Origin of the sequence: Variovorax sp. 54, assembly GCF_002754375.1 — a bacterium.
Taxonomy (GTDB): Bacteria; Pseudomonadota; Gammaproteobacteria; order Burkholderiales; family Burkholderiaceae_C; genus Variovorax.
This window is the reverse complement of the sequence record NZ_PEFF01000001.1, coordinates 2,421,827-2,437,927: the sequence shown is the minus strand read 5'-3', so window position 1 is coordinate 2,437,927 and position 16,101 is coordinate 2,421,827. Positions and strand designations below refer to the sequence as shown.

At 69.5% G+C, this 16,101-nt stretch carries 15 protein-coding genes; 5 read left to right on the top strand and 10 right to left on the bottom strand.

The genetic code is table 11. From position 1 onward, the window contains the following. Window positions 1-14: 14 nt before the first annotated feature. Complete coding sequence (locus tag CLU95_RS11170; protein WP_099797222.1) at window positions 15-2,126, bottom strand: acetate--CoA ligase family protein; 2,112 nt, start codon at window positions 2,124-2,126, stop codon at window positions 15-17. A gap of 23 nt (window positions 2,127-2,149) precedes the next feature. Then, a complete protein-coding gene (locus CLU95_RS11165; protein WP_099793095.1) occupies window positions 2,150-3,214 on the bottom strand; it encodes a porin in 1,065 nt (354 codons plus the stop codon). A 283-nt stretch (window positions 3,215-3,497) separates the two neighbouring features. On the opposite strand from CLU95_RS11165, the gene CLU95_RS11160 reads away from it, so the two are divergent. Beyond that, window positions 3,498-4,121: a Crp/Fnr family transcriptional regulator gene (locus CLU95_RS11160; RefSeq protein ID WP_257214601.1), complete on the top strand. Its 624-nt coding sequence runs from the start codon at window positions 3,498-3,500 to the stop codon at window positions 4,119-4,121. A 16-nt stretch (window positions 4,122-4,137) separates the two neighbouring features. Here the strand turns inward: CLU95_RS11160 and CLU95_RS11155 are convergent, their stop codons facing one another. The 7 genes from CLU95_RS11155 to CLU95_RS11125 are packed head-to-tail and all read right to left on the bottom strand — an operon-like array spanning window position 4,138 to window position 10,616. Next, window positions 4,138-4,752, bottom strand: coding sequence for a YdeI/OmpD-associated family protein (locus CLU95_RS11155; RefSeq protein ID WP_373670031.1), 615 nt, complete (start codon window positions 4,750-4,752; stop codon window positions 4,138-4,140). After that, window positions 4,749-5,705: a phosphatidate cytidylyltransferase gene (locus CLU95_RS11150; RefSeq protein WP_099793091.1), complete on the bottom strand. Its 957-nt coding sequence runs from the start codon at window positions 5,703-5,705 to the stop codon at window positions 4,749-4,751. Before CLU95_RS11150 ends, CLU95_RS11155 begins: the two co-directional genes overlap by 4 nt. Next, on the bottom strand, window positions 5,702-6,367 hold the full coding sequence (locus CLU95_RS11145; protein WP_099797220.1) for a lysophospholipid acyltransferase family protein: 666 nt from the start codon (window positions 6,365-6,367) through the stop codon (window positions 5,702-5,704). The genes CLU95_RS11150 and CLU95_RS11145 overlap by 4 nt, the downstream gene beginning before the upstream one ends. A gap of 59 nt (window positions 6,368-6,426) precedes the next feature. Continuing rightward, window positions 6,427-6,867 carry a hypothetical protein gene (locus tag CLU95_RS11140; RefSeq protein WP_099793089.1) on the bottom strand — a complete coding sequence of 147 codons (441 nt, stop codon included), beginning with the start codon at window positions 6,865-6,867 and terminating at the stop codon, window positions 6,427-6,429. Further along, complete coding sequence (locus tag CLU95_RS11135) at window positions 6,860-8,200, bottom strand: phosphatase PAP2/dual specificity phosphatase family protein (RefSeq protein ID WP_099793087.1); 1,341 nt, start codon at window positions 8,198-8,200, stop codon at window positions 6,860-6,862. Before CLU95_RS11135 ends, CLU95_RS11140 begins: the two co-directional genes overlap by 8 nt. Further along, complete coding sequence (locus CLU95_RS11130; RefSeq protein WP_099793085.1) at window positions 8,197-9,963, bottom strand: bifunctional alpha/beta hydrolase/class I SAM-dependent methyltransferase; 1,767 nt, start codon at window positions 9,961-9,963, stop codon at window positions 8,197-8,199. Before CLU95_RS11130 ends, CLU95_RS11135 begins: the two co-directional genes overlap by 4 nt. A 38-nt stretch (window positions 9,964-10,001) precedes the next feature. Next, window positions 10,002-10,616, bottom strand: a complete 615-nt coding sequence (locus CLU95_RS11125; protein ID WP_099793084.1) for a CDP-alcohol phosphatidyltransferase family protein — start codon at window positions 10,614-10,616, stop codon at window positions 10,002-10,004. Between the two features lie 168 nt (window positions 10,617-10,784). Here CLU95_RS11125 and ruvB point away from each other — a divergent pair, with 168 nt between their 5' ends. From ruvB to CLU95_RS11110, 3 genes are read left to right on the top strand one after another with little or no spacing between them, the layout of a single operon-like run. After that, window positions 10,785-11,849 carry a Holliday junction branch migration DNA helicase RuvB gene (gene ruvB / locus CLU95_RS11120; RefSeq protein ID WP_099793082.1) on the top strand — a complete coding sequence of 355 codons (1,065 nt, stop codon included), beginning with the start codon at window positions 10,785-10,787 and terminating at the stop codon, window positions 11,847-11,849. Between the two features lie 10 nt (window positions 11,850-11,859). Then, window positions 11,860-12,819, top strand: coding sequence for a CDF family Co(II)/Ni(II) efflux transporter DmeF (gene dmeF / locus CLU95_RS11115; RefSeq protein ID WP_099793080.1), 960 nt, complete (start codon window positions 11,860-11,862; stop codon window positions 12,817-12,819). A 37-nt stretch (window positions 12,820-12,856) separates the two neighbouring features. Next, window positions 12,857-13,222, top strand: coding sequence for a nuclear transport factor 2 family protein (locus CLU95_RS11110; protein WP_099793078.1), 366 nt, complete (start codon window positions 12,857-12,859; stop codon window positions 13,220-13,222). A 131-nt stretch (window positions 13,223-13,353) separates the two neighbouring features. Here CLU95_RS11110 and CLU95_RS11105 read toward each other — a convergent pair whose 3' ends face one another. Further along, window positions 13,354-15,102 carry a lysoplasmalogenase family protein gene (locus CLU95_RS11105; RefSeq protein WP_099793076.1) on the bottom strand — a complete coding sequence of 583 codons (1,749 nt, stop codon included), beginning with the start codon at window positions 15,100-15,102 and terminating at the stop codon, window positions 13,354-13,356. Between the two features lie 94 nt (window positions 15,103-15,196). On the opposite strand from CLU95_RS11105, the gene CLU95_RS11100 reads away from it, so the two are divergent. After that, window positions 15,197-16,066 (top strand): UDP-2,3-diacylglucosamine diphosphatase, encoded by an 870-nt coding sequence (locus CLU95_RS11100; RefSeq protein ID WP_099793074.1) that lies wholly within the window; start codon window positions 15,197-15,199, stop codon window positions 16,064-16,066. The last annotated feature ends 35 nt before the right edge of the window (window positions 16,067-16,101 follow it).

Genomic DNA, 16,101 nt, shown 5'->3' with positions numbered 1-16,101 from the left:
GTTGTGGTCGTTCGTCAGGGCGCGCGGCCGACGATCAGCGCGTCGACCGCCACGCAGCCGCCCTCGGCCTGCGGGCGTGCGATCAGCGGGTTGATCTCGGCGCTGTCGAGCGAGTCGCCCGCGCGCTGTGCAAAGTCGGCGAGCGCGCACAACGCATCGGCGATCGAGCCGAGGTCGACCGGCGGCCGGCCGCGTGCGCCGTTCAGGATCGCGAAGGCGCGCAGCTCGCGCACCATCGCCAGCGCGTCGTCGCGCGTGATCGGCAATGCGCGCAGCGACACGTCGCGCAGCGTCTCGACATGGATGCCGCCCAGGCCGAACATCAGCACCGGCCCGAACACCGGGTCGCGGTGCACGCCCGCGATGCACTCGACGCCGCCGGTCAGCATGCGCGCCACCAGCGCACCGTCGAGCCGCGCCTCGGGCCGCGCGGTGAGCGCGTGGTCGCGCGTGCGCTCGAAGGCCGCACGCGCCTGCGCCGCGCCGCGCAGCCCGAGCGCCACGCCGCCGACGTCCGACTTGTGCGGGATGTCGGCGCTGACGATCTTCACCACCACCGCATCGCCGAGCGCCTCGGCGGCGGCAGCCGCTTCATCGGCGCTGCGCACCACGCGGTGCGCGACCACGGGCACGCCGGCGTCGGCGAGCAGTGCGAGCGCGTCGGGTTCGGACATCGTGCCGGGCGCGAGCGTCAATGACGCCTTGATGGATGCGGGCGCCGCAGCCACCGCCGCCGCAGGCTTCAGCCCCGCCAGCGCGGCGATCGTGCGGATGCCATCCGACGGGTCGGCGAACACCAGGCAGCGCATCGCCTCCAGCTCGGCGCGGCGCTCCGGCGAGAGCAGCGTGCTCACCGCCAGCAGCGTGTCGGGATAGGCCTCGCGCAGCGAAGTCACGAGCGAGCGCAGCACCGGCCAGAACGCATCCGACGCACCCGCTGCTGCGAGAAAGCCCATCCACGATGCGAAGCCGCGGTCGTCGAGCATCACGCGCGCCGTGCGTTCGATGAGCGTCATGTCGTTGGTCACCTGCCCGGTGATGTCGACCGGGTTGCGCGGTGCCGCGAAGGGCACCCAGCTGCGCAGCGTGTCCTGCGCGGAATCGCTCAGTGGCTGGGCATCGAGGCCCTGGGCCGAGGCCTCGTCGGCCATCAGCGCGCCGACGCCGCCAGAGAGCGTGAACAGGCCGATCGAGCGGTCGCGCGGGCGGCCCGCCACGGCCGCGCTGTGGGCCAGGTCGAAGAACTCCGTGAGGTTGCGCGCGCGCAGCACGCCGTACTGGCGGAACACGGCGTCGTACACCGCGTCGTCGCCCGCCAGCGCGGCGGTGTGCGAGGCGGCGGCTTCGGCACCCAGTGCGGTGCGCCCGACCTTGACCATCACCACGGGCTTGCCGTTGGCCTGCGCCAGGGCCAGCGCCGCGCGCAGGCGGGGGCCGTCGCGGCAGCCTTCCATGTAGGCCATGATCACGTCGGTGTCGGGGTCCTGCGCAAGCCAGGCCAGGCAGTCGGCCACCTGCACGTCGGCCTCGTTGCCGGTGGTGGCCCACAGCGACAGGCCGACGCCGCGCGCCCGCGCCGTCGCGTAGGCATAGGCGCCGAACGCGCCCGACTGGCTCACCAGCCCGATGCGCCCCGGCATCACGCGGCCCACGCCGGGCGCGGGCGAGAAGGTCGCGTACACATGGCGCGCGATGTTCATGAAGCCCAGGCAGTTGGGGCCGACCAGCCGCACGCCCGCGGCGCGCGCCTTGTCGCCGAGCCGGGCCTGCGCCGCCGCGCCCTCGGCGCCCACTTCCGCGAAGCCCGAAGAGAACAGCACCACGCCTTTCACGCCGGCCGCGATGGCGTCGTCGAGCGCACCATCGACCAGTGCCGACGGCACCGCGAGGATGGCCAGGTCCACCGGCTGGCCGATGGCGCGCAGGCTCGGAAAAGCCGGCAGGTCCTGGATGCGGTCGGCGTTCGGGTTCACCGGGTACAGCGCGCCCTCGAAGCCGAAGCGGCGCTGGTAGTCGACGGGAATGCCGCCGATCTTCTGCGCGTTGGACGAGGCGCCGACCACCGCGATGGAACGTGGCGCGAACAGGGCCGACAGGGATTCGGCTTGCGAAGAGAAGAAGTCCATGGGCATGTCGGAGGTATCGGAAGTCAAAAGTTGTGGCGGATGCCGGTGGCGAGCACGCGCACGTCGTTGCCGCTGTTGGCGATCACCGGAATGGTCCCGAGCGAGGCCGAGGCGCCGTGCCGGTTCAGCAGGCGCAGCCAGCGCGCATAGACCACGGTGCGCTTGCTCAGGTAGTAGTCGTAGCCCAGCGTCCACGCCAGCTGCGAGCGTTCGCTCTCGGCCACCGTGCGCTGCGTGGCGCCGAAGATCAGGTTCGAGGCCGGCGTCACGTTGTAGGTGGCGCCCAGGTTCACGAGCTTCGCGGTCGGCACGTGGGGCAGGCTCGACGCGTTGCGCACGTAGCTCGCGTACAGCTGCAGGCCGATCGACGGCAGCTCGTAGGAACCCGTCAGCGCCTGGTAGGTCGTGGTGGCGGGCGAGGCCACGGGCGCTGCGCCGGTGCCGGAGCGCGCGTGCTGGAAGGCGTAGGCGATGTAGTACGGCTTGCGCGCCCAGCCGACATTGCCGCCGTAGAAGTTGCCGCTCTGGTGGCTCGGCGCGCTCGATTCGCCGGGCGCGTAGGCCAGGTCGGCGAAGAACTCCATGCTGGCCGGCGTGCGGTAGCGCACCATGTTGCTGGCGCGCGCCGCGAAGGGTGTCATGCCCGGTTGCGCGTCGGTGGCGGCCACCAGGTTGATCGGCGAGAACACCGAGTTCAGCCCGTAAGGGTCCGCCCGGAACAGCGCGTAGAACATCGGCGTGTACATGCGGCCCGCGTCGATCTGCCCCCACGGCGCCGAGAAGCCGACGAAGGACTGGCGGCTGAACGACATCGCAGGGCCGGGCAGCGTGCCGTTGCCGGTGTCGGGCGCAAAGCCGCTCTCCAGCGTGAAATGCGCACCCAGGCCGCCGCCCAGGTCTTCGGTGCCGCGAAAGCCCAGGCGCGAGGCGGTCTGGCCGCCGTCCTCGAGCCGCATCGAGGAGGCGGAGCCCGACTTGGCATGCGCCACGTACAGGTCGACCGTGCCGTAAACGGTGACGGTGCTTTGCGCGAACGCAAGGGTGCTGGAGGCCGCCAGCGCGAGGCCGGCGGCGGCTGTCTTCTTCATTGGGTGTTGTCTCCGGGTGTGGCGTGCCGCCTGCGGGGGCAGGGCGGTGCCGCATGTGTGCTTGTCGATGTCCGGGGCTTACGATAGAAATGAAGACCCCCCGAATCTGTCAACGCTTTGACAGATCGGTGAACATCAAGGCAGGGAGAACCCGCTGGTCCGATCGACCGTTTCCACCCCCAAAGACGCACCAGACGACGAATCGTGCGCCGACCTGCTCGACCGCGCGCTGCGCTGGAACGAGCTGTTCTCGCACTGGCCCGACGCGCTGCGCGCCGAGCTGATGAAGTCGGCGCGCCTGGTGCGCTACCGTCGCCGCACGCAGGTGCTGGCGCGCGACCGCCGCAAGCGCGAGCTGCTGGCGGTGGTGTCGGGCTGCCTCGAAATCAGCAGCATGAGTTCGCAGGGGCGCAAGTACGTCAACGCGCTGCTCGGGCCCGGGCAGGTGGCGCCGCTGGTGCGCCTGCTCGCCGACGTGCCGCTGCCCTACGACTACCACGCACACGAAGACTCGGTGATCGTCCACCTGCCGAGCGACGCCGTGATCGCGCTGCTCGACGCCGAGCCCGTGCTGTGGCGCGACGTGGCCAAGATGGCGCTGCAGCGCCAGCGGCTGAGCGTGGTGCTGCTGCAGAACCAGATGCTCAACTCGGTGCGCGGGCGCGTGGCGGCCACGCTGATGAGCGTGATCCACTTCTACGGCATGCAGGTGAAGGCGGCGGCGAGCCTGCCGGTGCGCCTGTCGCAGAACGACCTCGCGGCGATGCTCGGGCTGTCGCGTCAGACCATCAACAAGGAGCTGGGCCGGCTGGTCGCCGAAGGCGTGATCGACATGAGCTACAAGCGCATCCGCATCGTCGACCCCGACAAGCTCACGGTCATCGCGACCGGCACCGGGCCGCAGTGAGCGGCGTGGCGTCAGCTCAGGGGTGGATCTTCTCGCCCTTGGCGAGCATCTCGACGAACTGCGCGATGCGACGGGCGCGCGTCTCGGGCTTCTTCGCGCCCTGCGTGCGGAACAGCACCGCATAGCGGTTGCGCGCATCGAGCGTGGCGAAGAAGGCCTTGGCGGTGCGGTTCGCATCGAGCGCGGCCTGCAGGTCGGGGGGCACGGTCGCCACGCTCGCGGCGTCGTAGGCCGCGGCCCAGCGGCCGTCGGCGCGGGCGCGCTCCACCTCGGCCAGGCCGCCGGCCTGCATGCGGCCGTCGTCGATGAGCTTCAGCACCTTGTCGCGGTTGATCTTCGACCAGATGCTGCGCGCGGTGCGCGGCGTGAAGCGCTGCAAAAAGAACTGCGCGTCCTGGCTCTTGCGCTGGCCGTCGATCCAGCCGAAGCACAGCGCGATCTCCAGCGCCTCGGGGTGGTCGACGGACGCGATGCCGCTGGCCTTCTTCGCGATGCGCAGCCAGACGCCGGCGTGGCTCGCATGGTGTTTCTTGTACCAACGCAGCAGCTCCGCCGCGTTGGTGCATTCCAGCGGCGTGTCGTCGACGATGCGGTCCACCTTGACCGCTGTCTTCTTCGCCGCCGGGCTCACGGCACCCACCAGTAGCGCAGCGCGTGGAAGTAGATCGGCGCCGCGAAGATCACCGAGTCGAGCCGGTCGAGCATGCCGCCGTGGCCTTCGATCATGGAGCCCCAGTCTTTCACGCCGCGGTCGCGCTTGATGGCCGACATCACGAGCCCGCCGAAGAAGCCCAGGAGGCAGATCATGAAGGCCATGAGCGCGGCCTGCCACGGGTTGAAGGGCGTGGCCCAGTACAGCGCCGCGCCCATCGCGGTGGCGCTGGCCACACCGCCGATCAGGCCTTCCCAGGTCTTGGAAGGCGAGAGTTCGGGCGCCACCTTGCGTTTGCCGAAGAGCTTGCCCCACACGTACTGCAGCACGTCGCTGCCCTGCACCACGATGACGAGGAACGCGATCAGCAGCAGGTTGCGGCCCTCGAAGCCCGGGATCTGCAGCGTGAGCAGCGCCGGCACGTGGCTGATGCAGAACACGCACACCATCAGGCCCCACTGGATCTTCGAGGTGCGTTCGAGAAAGCGCTGCGTGTCGCCGCCCACGGCCGCCAGGATGGGCAGCAGCAGGAAGGCGTAGACCGGGATGTAGATCGAGTACAGCCCGTACCAGTCGATCCAGATCAGGAAGTACTGGCCCGGCAGCGCGACGAAGAAGGCCAGCGCGATGGCGCCGTGGTCGCCGCGCCGCGTGTAGGCCAGGCTGATGAACTCGCGCAGCGCATAGAACGAGATCAGGTAGAACAGCACGATCACGCCGCCCTTGCCGAAGGCAAAGGCCAGGCCGATCACTGCCACCATCACCCACCACGCGTTGACGCGCGAGTTGAGGTTGTCGATCACCGAGTGCGGCTGGCCGTGCGCCACGCGCCACTTGAGCAGCGCGCCGATCGAAGAGGCCAGCACCAGCACGCCGAAGACGCCGCCGAAGAGCTTGAAGGTGGTCCAGGCGAAGGGAGAGAGTTCGATCACGAGGCGGTCCCTCCGTTTTGTTCGATGCGGTCGTACTCGGGGCGCAGGTCGAGCATGGCGGTGCGTGCGCGGGCGAGAAAGGCGACCTTGTCTTCGCCTTCTTCGAGCTGGATCGGGGCGCCGAAGCGCACCGTGCAGGCCAGCGGAATCGGCACCAGCGTGCCCTTGGGCAGCACGCGTTTGAGGTTCTCGATCCACACCGGCACCAGCCGCACGGTGGGGCAGGCGCGTGCCAGGTGGAAGAGGCCGCTCTTGAGCGGCAGCAGGATGTCGTCGCCCGTGTTGCGCGTGCCTTCGGGGAACATGATGAGCGAGTCGCCGCCTTCCAGCGCCTCCTTCATCTGGTCGACCGGGTTGCCGCCCTGGCCCGAGCCGTCGCGGCGGATCATGAGCGCATTGAACACGTCCTTGCCGATGAAGTTGCGCAGCTTCGAGGCCTCCCAGTAGTCCTGCCCGGCCACGGGCCGCGTGAGCGCGCGCAGGTCGGAGGGCAGCGTGGCCCACAGCAGCACGAAGTCGCCGTGGCTCGTGTGGTTGGCGAAGTACAGCGTCTGCTCGGCCTTGGGCGTGGTGCCCGACCAGAGGGCGCGCACGCCGGTCAGCAGGCCGGCCGCGCCGATGATGAGCTGGCCCGCCACCACCGCGAGGCCGCGGCGCACGATGGCACTGGGCCGGGCGCTGTCGTCGCTGCTGTCGTTCTTGTTGTTGCCGTTGTCGTTGTTCAAGCGATTTCCTGTGTCATGAGGGCGAGCAGGAAGAGCGCGTTCTGGCCGGCGATCACGATGGCGTGGCGCTGCATCAGTTGGCGGGTTCCCTGCACGCGGTCGGCGAGCGCGCGGGCGCTGGGGTGGGGCGGCGGGTCGCGCAGCCCGAGCACGGAGAGCGCGTTGTCCAGCGCGCCCAGCGAGGCGATCTGGCCGTTGGCCAGGCCTTCGAACAGCGCCTGGTCCAGCCGCAGCCGGAAGGCGAAGTAGCGTTCGATCACGCCCAGCACCATCACCGCGGCAAAGGCCAGGATGGCGGTGTTCGACAGCCCGCGCAGCGTGAGCGCCAGCACCAGCGCGGCGATGCAGGTGAGCGCGAGGCCCAGGAAGGCGAGCACGGCCGCCGCGCGCAGCAGGCCGGCCAGGGCGGTGCAGGTGGCGCGTTCGTTGTCAGTCATGGCGCGAAGGTGTTCCAAGGGGTTCGAGTGCGGCACGCCAGGCGGCGCGCAGCACGATCTGCGGGCGTGCACGGCGCACGGTGTCTTCGGCCTGCGCCAGGCCATGGTCGCGGCCCAGCCAGGCGATCACGGCGGCGGCGCTGCGCGAGAAGCCCAGGGCGCAGCAGACCCACACGGCCGAGCCGTCGGCCAGCGCCGCGCGGCGCTGGCCTTCGATGACGGCCGCGGCGCGGCGCAGGCGCACGGGCGGCGGCACCACGAGGTCGAGCAGCGGCACGCAGCGCGCATGGGTGGGCGGCACGCCGGCCGGCAGTTGCAGCTCGGCGCACAGGCTCACGAGCCGGGGCTGGCCGGCGGCCAGCCATTCGGCCTGCGTGGGGCGACGGCCCAGGCGCAGGCCCGGCACCACCTCGACCGAGGCGGGCAGCTTGCGTGTCCAGAGCCACACATTGAAAGCCGCGCCCAGGCGGTAGGGCGCCAACAGCCAGCGCGCCGCCCAGCCCATGCGGCCGTGGCCGTCCATCTGGAAGCCGCGCGCGCCGAAGCCGAGGTAGTTGAGCGCCACCAGCACGAGTGCTGCCGCCGGCCACGCGAGCCACAACACCACGCCACCCGTCGCCAGCGCCGCGAACAGGCACAGCGCCGCGCCCACGGCATAGAAGCCCGCGAGCTTCAGCCGCTGCGGATCGCGCGCGAGGCGCCACGCGCGCAGCATCGACACCCGTCGCGCCATCGGCCACAGCCACACGCAGAAGATGCCGAGCAGCGCGCCGGTTGGAACGTCGATGAAGTGGTGCTGCCAGGTCGTGAGCACCGAAGCGCAGATCGCGAAGGCCCACACATGCAGCACGAGCCGCGCCCACAGCGGCCGGATGAAGCGCCGGTACCAGTCCCACAGGATCACGGCCAGCGCGATGTGCAGCGAGGGCGCCTGGTTGTACGGCTGGTCGAAGCCGCGCAGCGCATTGAACAGGAAGGCCGGTGCGCCCTCCACCGGCGGCTGGCCGAAGCTGAAGTGCAGCGGCCAGAAGATGAAGCAGGTGCAGGCGATGAGCGTGGCGCTCACGAGCCGCAGCGCATGCCGGTCGAGCGTGTGGCGGTCGCGCGCCAGGAACAGCGACAGCGCGTAGAAGACGTTGATGGTCCAGTACGGAAAGATCGTCCAGGCCCAGAAAGGCACCTGCCGCTCCCAGTCGAAGGCCATCGAGGGCACGCTGGCGCGCGTGGTGGCCCACCAGTTGGCGAAGCCGTAGGTGGCGTAGAACAGCGGCCCCAGGAACACCAGCCACGCGGCGGCGCGTTTCCAAGGCCGGGGCGCCAGCCGGGCGCTCATTGCGCGACGCGCACCGCCAGCGACACCGTGAAGATCCCCCACTCGTCGACGCGCTGGTCGATCTTGCGGAAGCCCGCCTCTTCGACCAGCTGGTCCATCTCGGCCTGCGTGCGCCGGCGCATCACCCAGGCTTCGCCCTGGCGGTGGCTGGTGAGCGCGCGGGCGATCATTTCGAGCTGCGGGTGCCAGGGCTGGCCGGTGTAGACCAGGTAGCCCCGGTCTTCCACCGCGTCGCCCACGCCCGCGAGCGAGCGGCGCACCATCTCGTTGTCGGGAAACAGCTCGTACAGGCCCGAGACCACGGCCAGCGTGGGCCGCGGCGTCACGCTGGCAAGGCTCACGCGGTCGAAGGCGTCGGCCTGCACGAACTGGGCGATGTCTTCCAGGCCCTTCTCGGCGATGAGGGCCGTGCCGTCGCGCACGTTGATGTCGCTGTAGTCGCGCAGCAGGACCGAGCTGGCCTTCACCGGGCTGGCCAGCACCGCGTCGAGCACGTAGCGGCCGTGGCCGGCCGCGATGTCCATGAGCCGCACCTCGCGGTGCATCTCGACCAGCCGCTCCATCGCGATGCGCAGCAACTCTTCGACGTGGACCTTGCGCTGGCGGATGCCGCGCCAGCCGATGGAGTCGAGGTAGGTGCGGTCGACCGAACGGCCCAGCGCGCCCTTGCCCTGCGGCTGGTTGCGGTAGACGTAGTCGAGCGTGCTGCCCGAGTCGAAGCCGGTGGCGTGGCCCAGCGCCACGCCGCTGGACATCGCACCGCCCACGCGCAGCCCGCCGCGCGTCATGGCCCAGTAGGCGCCGCGCGGCGACAGTGGCGAGAGCGGTTCGGCCAGCGCACGCGATTCGTCGGCCGTGTGGCCGCTCAGGTGCGCTTCGCGCAGGTCGACCGGCACGGCCGGCTCGTCGAAGCGCTGCAGGATGAATTCGCGGATCGACGCCACCGCGGGCGCCCGGTCTTTCTCGCCCAGCGTGTCGTGGAAGAAGCCCGGCAGCACCGTCTTCGTCTTCACGACGCTGCCCAGCCGGTCGAAGAACTGGTGCTGCGGCTTGTGGTGCACCACCCAGTCGGCGCCCGAAATGAGCAGCTGCACCGGCAGCGTGATCGCGTTGGCGTCGGCCACCACGCGGTCGGCCGCCTCGTACAGGCCCAGCAGGATGTTGACGGCAATGGGGCGCGAGATCAGCGGGTCATTCTTGTAGCTCTCGATGCGCTCGGGGTCGTGCGTGAGGAACTTCGGCTTCACGTAGCTGTTCACGAAGAACAGCCCGCGCAGCTTGTGCATGAGCGCCAGCCCCGGCCGCGCGAACGGCACGTAGAGCTTGACCTTGAAGGCCGGCGAGGCCAGCGTGAGGCCGCGCACCTTGGGGGCGTAGTCGTGCGCCCAGGTGGCGATGAGCACCGCGCCGACGCTCTGCGCGACCACGTGGATGTCGTGCTCGGGCACGCCGTGCGCGCTGCCGATGTGCTGCACGAAGGTCTGCACGTCGCGCACCGAGGTGCCGAAGCTGGGGCTGTAGCCGCGCGGGCCCGGCGAGCGGCCGTGGCCGCGCGCGTCCCAGGCGAAGAAGTCGAAGTCGGGCAGGTTCAGCTCGTCGACCAGGTGCGCCATGCGCGCGCCGTGCTCATGGCCGCGGTGGAACAGCAGCACGGCACCGCGCCGGGTACCGCTGGTGGCCGGCCAGTGGCGGTAGAACAGCGATTCGCCGTCGTGCGTGCGGAAGTGGTGTTCGGCGGCGACGCGGGGTGTGGAAAGGGTCATGAAGAAGGTTCTTCTTTGCTTATGTGTGTGGGGATGTTTCAGGCAGCGGGGGCTTCAGCCTCGGCCAGCGCGCGGCGGATGCGGTTGACGACCGTCCAGGCCACCAGCGCAGCCACGAGCGGCATCAGGAGGGCGGTCCAGCCCGGCAGCGGCCCGCCGAGGGCCACGTACAACCCGAGCGCACCGAACACGAAGGCCCGGTCGCTCTTGCCCATCGGCCCGTCGTAGCGGCGCGAGGCGCCCACCGTCGGGCCCAGCGCGCCGGCGAATTCGCTCAGCCCGGCCAGCACGATGACCGTGCCGACCCAGAACGGCGCGAACGGCGCCACGAGCACGAAGGGAAGGTAGAGCGCGGCGTCGGAGACCACGTCGGTGAGTTCGTTGAGGAAGGCGCCCAGCTTGCTTTGCTGGTGGTGTTCGCGCGCCAGCATGCCGTCGATGGCGTTGAAGGCCATGCGCAGGAACATCCAAGCGGGGATCAGGCCGAAGGCGGCCAGAGAGGGCGCGGCGAAGAACAGCCAGAGCCCGAGCCCGACCGACACCGCGCAGGCCGCCAGCGTCACCTGGTTGGCCGTCACGCCCATCGCATGCAGCCGGACCACGAGCGGTCGCAGCAAGGCCTGGAAACGCGGTTTCAGTTCGTAGATGGACACGTTCTGACTTCCCTCTCTTGTTATGTTCTACAGGCATTCTGCCAGTGTGAAAAGTGGCCCCCACGCTCGGCACTTCGTGTCCTCGCTGCCCCCCGAGGGGGCGCTCGCTTGCTTGGGGCGGCCCGGCGCAGCGCCGGGACTAAACTCGTCTGTGAACACCCACCCCCAATGACCATCCAGACCGACGATTTCGCCCCCGCCCCGCAACGCGTGGTGTCCGCCGCCCCGGCCTCGCCCAACGAGGAGGCGATCGAGCGGGCCCTGCGGCCCAAGCTGCTCGACGAGTACGTCGGCCAGGCCAAGGTGCGCGAGCAGCTCGAGATCTTCATCGGTGCGGCGCGCAAGCGCAAAGAGGCGCTCGACCACGTGCTGCTGTTCGGCCCGCCGGGCCTGGGCAAGACCACGCTGTCGCACATCATTGCGGCCGAACTGGGCGTCAACCTGCGCCAGACCTCGGGCCCGGTGCTCGAGAAGCCCAAGGACCTGGCGGCATTGCTGACCAACCTCGAGCCCAACGACGTGCTCTTCATCGACGAAATTCACCGCCTGAGCCCGGTCGTCGAAGAAATTTTGTACCCCGCGCTGGAGGACTACCAGATCGACATCATGATCGGCGAGGGCCCCGCGGCGCGCAGCATCAAGCTCGACCTGCAGCCCTTCACGCTGGTGGGGGCCACCACCCGCGCCGGCATGCTGACCAACCCGCTGCGCGACCGCTTCGGCATCGTCGCGCGGCTGGAGTTCTATACGCCCGAAGAACTCGCGCTCATCGTGACCCGCAGCGCCCGCCTGCTCAAGGTCGAGACCGACGCGGCCGGCGGCTTCGAGATCGCGCGCCGTTCGCGCGGCACGCCCCGCATCGCCAATCGCCTGCTGCGCCGCGTGCGCGACTACGCCGAGGTGAAGGGCGATGGCCGCATCACCGAAGACATCGCCCACAAGGCGCTGGCCATGCTCGACGTCGATCCGCAAGGCTTCGATCTCATGGACAGGAAGCTGCTCGAGGCCGTGATCCACCGCTTCGACGGTGGCCCGGTCGGCCTGGACAACGTGGCCGCCAGCATCGGCGAAGAGCGCGACACCATCGAAGACGTGATCGAGCCCTACCTCATCCAGCAGGGTTATCTGCAACGCACGCCGCGCGGGCGCATCGCCACGCTCGCGGCCTACCGCCACCTGGGCGTGACGCCGCCCTCGAGCCGCTCGGACGGACAAGACCTTTTCGGCGCCTGACGGAGATTCCATGCACACCCACGACCTGAGCGCCTGGCAGCACGACCACCATTTCGGCGCGGGCAATGCCGCCGCCGAACGCAGCACCCGCCTCGTGATGTGGATCACCGCCGCGATGATGGTGGTCGAAATCGGCGCCGGCTGGTGGTTCAACTCCATGGCGCTCCTGGCCGACGGCTGGCACATGAGCTCGCACGCGCTGGCCATCGGCCTGAGCGCCTTTGCCTACGCGGCCGCACGGCGCTACGCCCGCGACCCGCGCTTTGCCTTCGGCACCTGGAAGATCGAAGTGCTCGGCGGCTTCGCGAGCGCGCTGCTGCTGCTCGGCGTCGCCGCGCTCATGGTGGTCGGCTCGCTGGAGCGGCTGTGGTCGCCCGTGGCCATCCACTACCCCGAAGCGATCTCGATCGCGGTGCTGGGCCTGGTGGTGAACCTGGTCTGCGCGCGGCTGCTGGGGCATTCGCATGATCACCACGGCCATGGGCACGACCACCACGGCCATGATCACCATGACCACGATCACTCGCACGGCCACGACCTCAACCTGCGCTCCGCCTACCTGCACGTGGTGGCCGACGCCGCCACCTCGGTGCTTGCCATCGCGGCGCTGCTGGGCGGCTGGTTCTACGGCTGGTCCTGGCTCGACCCGGCCATGGGCATCGTCGGCGCCGTGCTCGTCGCCGTCTGGGCCAAGGGCCTGCTGAAGGAAACCGGCAAGGTCCTGCTCGACCGCGAGATGGACCACCCCGTCACCGCCGAAATTCGCGAAGGCGTCGAGACGATGCTGGCCGACTCCGAAACCCGCGTGGCCGACCTGCACGTCTGGCGCGTCGGCCGCGATGCGTACGCCTGCGCGCTCACGGTGGTGACGCATTCGGCCACGCTCACCGCCGACCAGGTGCGGGCGTGCTTCTCGATGCACGAGGAGATTCGGCATTCGACGGTGGAGATTCAGCGCTGCGCGGAATAAGACGCCGGGCTGCGCTGTCGAACGAAGACTGGAGTCCATGGCCCTCGATCCGCCCCCCGAAGCCGTGGTGCAGCGCCAACTGGCCGCCTACAACGCCAAGGACCTCGACGCGTGGTTGGCTACCTATGCCGAGGACGCCAGGCAATTCGAACTGGCAGGCAAGCTGCTGGCGGCCGGTCATGCCGAGTTGCGCGCCCGAACCGCGATTCGCTTTGCCGAGCCTGACCTGCATGCACGCCTGCTGCAGCGCTCGGTCATGGGGAACGTCGTGATCGACCATGAAGTGGTGACACGCAACTTCCCGGAGGGGATCGGCACCGTGGAGATGGTGTGCGTCTACGTGGTCCGCCAGGGCCTCATCCAGACGGCATCGTTCGAGATTGGCTCGCCGACGGTGGCATAGAAGCGCGTCGCTTTCTTGCTCCTTCCTCCTCTGGGGGAAGGTTGGGAGGGGGGCGGGCAGAGCGCCCGATGGATGCGCTGCGTGCCCCCACCCCGCCCCTCCCCCGGAAGGGGAGGGAGAAAGACAGAAAGTCAGGCCCCCGGCCGACGGACGTGCCGCACGATCAACATCTGCGCCACGTAATAGGTAGACAGCACCCACAGCGACGCCAGCGGCAGCGGCGACACAAACCGGTTGATCGCCAGCAGCGCGTCGCTCAGCATGAAGAAGCAGGCGCCCACCGCCACCCACAGCGCGGCCGGGTCGCTTGAACGCAGCACCGCCGCACGTCCGATCGCCTGTGCCGCCATGCAGGCGATCACCACCACGTAGAACCCGACCGGGATGCGCAGCGCCACCGGCAGGCCGCCCTGCCACAGGAAGGCGTACATGCCCGCGCCGATCAGCAGCGTGGCCGCCAGTGCGCGGGGTCGCGGGAAGAGGCCGACGCCGATGCGGAACAGCGCGATGTACGCCAGGTGCGCGAGCAGGAAGCACACGAGCCCGGGCACGAACAGGTTCGCCGGCCCCATCAGCAGCACGTCACCCACGAGCGAGGCGACCAGGCCGGTGAGCAGCAATGCATCGAAGCGCGTCACGCCGCCGGCCTGCTGTTGCGCGCGCCGGGCCGCGAAGACGATGGCGATCACCAAGGCCAGCGGCTTGCAGACGAGGTGCAGCCAGCCGATGCCCAGCGCCGCGCTCGCCGTGGCCAGTGCAGCCGCCTCGACCAGCAGCACTTCGGTGACCGAGAGCCGACCCTGCAGCACCGCGCCGACCGCCCACAGCCCGGCCGTCAGCGCGGCCAGCCAGACGGCGGCCTGCGGCAACGGCAGGGCGTCGGAAAACCAGAGGAACACCGTCACCGCGACCAGCAGCCCGAGAAACTGCAGGCCCGCGAACCACTGCACGCCGCGGCTCACCACGGGCTCGTAGCGCGTGACCTTCGCGATGTCGAAAGCGGGCTTCGGGTAGCGCGCCGCCACGTCGGCCGGGCGCCAGCCGGGCGGCTTGAACCACACGCGCAGCTTGTCGGACCAGCGGCGCGCATGCCATGAATCCCTGGCGAGCGCCCAGTAGACCTCGGCGTTGGCCCACAGCGGGTCCCAGCTTTTCAGCTCGCCGCGCGTGCCGTACACGCAGCGCTCGTCCTCCTCGCGGAAGGTGCCGAAGAGGCGGTCCCACACGATCAGCACGCCGCCGTAGTTACGGTCGAGGTAGGTGTCGTTCACCGCGTGGTGCACGCGGTGGTTCGAGGGCGAGCAGAACCAGCGGTCGAACCAGCCGAGCTTGCCGACCTGCTCGGTGTGCACCCAGAACTGGTAAAGCAGGTCGATGAGCGACACCACGACGAACACCAGCGGCGGCACGCCCGCCACGGCCATCGGCAGATAGAAGACCCAGCCCAGCAGCGCGCCGCTCGAGGTCTGGCGCAGCGCGGTCGACAGGTTGTAGTGCTGGCTCTGGTGGTGCACCACGTGCGCGGCCCACAGCACGGCCGATTCGTGGCCCATGCGGTGCAGCCAGTAGTAGCAGAAGTCGTAGAACACCAGCGCCAGCAGCCAGCCGTACCAGGTGGTCCAGAACTCGCGCGCCGCGTCTTGCGGAAAGAGCGCCACTGCCGCGTACACGGCCGTGTAGATGCCGATGCGCAGCAGCCCCGTGAGCACCGCGCTGATCTGGCTCAGCATGCCCAGCCCGATGCTGTTCACGGCGTCGGCCAGGCGGTAGGTGTCCTGGCCGGTGCCGCGGCGGGCGCGCGCGCGACCGACCGCGAACTCGATCGCGATCAGCAGAAAGAACACGGGGGAGACGAGAACGATGATCTGGCCAGAGCGCATCGCCCGATTGTGGCGTTGCCTCGTGGTCATGCGTCACGGGGAAGTCACGGAGTCGCCATCATGCGGTCACGCGCGGCTGCGAACCTGCCGGACCATGCAACGCGACGACGCTTTCCTTCGCGCCTGGCGCGACACCGCGATCCAGCCTCCCGAGCCGGAGGACGACGATTCGGCGCGTCCGGCGCTGCGCTATCGCACCCTCTGGATCTCCGACCTGCACCTGGGCACGCCCGGTTGCCAGGCGCGGGCACTGCTCGACTTCCTGAAGTACACCGAGTGCGAGACCCTGTTCCTGGTCGGCGACATCATCGACGGCTGGCAGCTCAAGCGCCACTGGTACTGGCCGCAGGCGCACAACGACGTGATCCAGAAGCTGTTGCGCAAGGCGCGCAAGGGCACGCGCGTGATCTTCATTCCAGGCAATCACGACGAGTTCGCCCGCAAGTACCTCAACCACAACTTCGGCGGCATCGACGTGGCCGACGAATGGATCCACGAAACCGCCGACGGTCGCAAGCTGTGGATCATTCACGGCGATTTGTTTGACGGCGTGATCCAGTGCGCCAAGTGGCTGGCCTACGTGGGCGACTCGCTTTATGAGTTCACGCTCAAGCTCAACCGCCACCTCAATTCGCTGCGTGCGCGCATGGGGCTGCCGTACTGGTCGCTCTCGAAGTACCTCAAGGGCAAGGTCAAGCGCGCCGTGAGCTACGTGGGCGACTTCGAGAACGCCGTCGCCCGCGAGGCCCGCAACCGCGGCGCGCAGGGCGTGGTCTGCGGCCACATCCACCACGCCGAGATGCGCGACATCGACGGCATCCTGTACTGCAACGACGGCGACTGGGTGGAAAGCCTCACGGCGCTGGCCGAGCACGCCGACGGCACGCTCGAGATCATCGACTGGGCGCAGCACATGCCCGTCGGAACGCAAGCGGTGCCGGCGCGCGAAACGGTCGCGGCCTGAACGTTCGGCCCTGCACGGGCCTCGACTGAAGAAAA

Coding starts and splice junctions, on each gene's coding strand:
- CLU95_RS11170 (WP_099797222.1), bottom strand. CDS start 2,126: ATGGACTTCTTCTCTTCGCAAGCCGAATCCCTGTCGGCCCTGTTCGCG.
- CLU95_RS11165 (WP_099793095.1), bottom strand. CDS start 3,214: ATGAAGAAGACAGCCGCCGCCGGCCTCGCGCTGGCGGCCTCCAGCACC.
- CLU95_RS11160 (WP_257214601.1), top strand. CDS start 3,498: ATGAAGTCGGCGCGCCTGGTGCGCTACCGTCGCCGCACGCAGGTGCTG.
- CLU95_RS11140 (WP_099793089.1), bottom strand. CDS start 6,867: ATGACTGACAACGAACGCGCCACCTGCACCGCCCTGGCCGGCCTGCTG.
- CLU95_RS11135 (WP_099793087.1), bottom strand. CDS start 8,200: ATGAGCGCCCGGCTGGCGCCCCGGCCTTGGAAACGCGCCGCCGCGTGG.
- CLU95_RS11130 (WP_099793085.1), bottom strand. CDS start 9,963: ATGACCCTTTCCACACCCCGCGTCGCCGCCGAACACCACTTCCGCACG.
- ruvB (WP_099793082.1), top strand. CDS start 10,785: ATGACCATCCAGACCGACGATTTCGCCCCCGCCCCGCAACGCGTGGTG.
- dmeF (WP_099793080.1), top strand. CDS start 11,860: ATGCACACCCACGACCTGAGCGCCTGGCAGCACGACCACCATTTCGGC.
- CLU95_RS11110 (WP_099793078.1), top strand. CDS start 12,857: ATGGCCCTCGATCCGCCCCCCGAAGCCGTGGTGCAGCGCCAACTGGCC.
- CLU95_RS11105 (WP_099793076.1), bottom strand. CDS start 15,102: ATGCGCTCTGGCCAGATCATCGTTCTCGTCTCCCCCGTGTTCTTTCTG.
- CLU95_RS11100 (WP_099793074.1), top strand. CDS start 15,197: ATGCAACGCGACGACGCTTTCCTTCGCGCCTGGCGCGACACCGCGATC.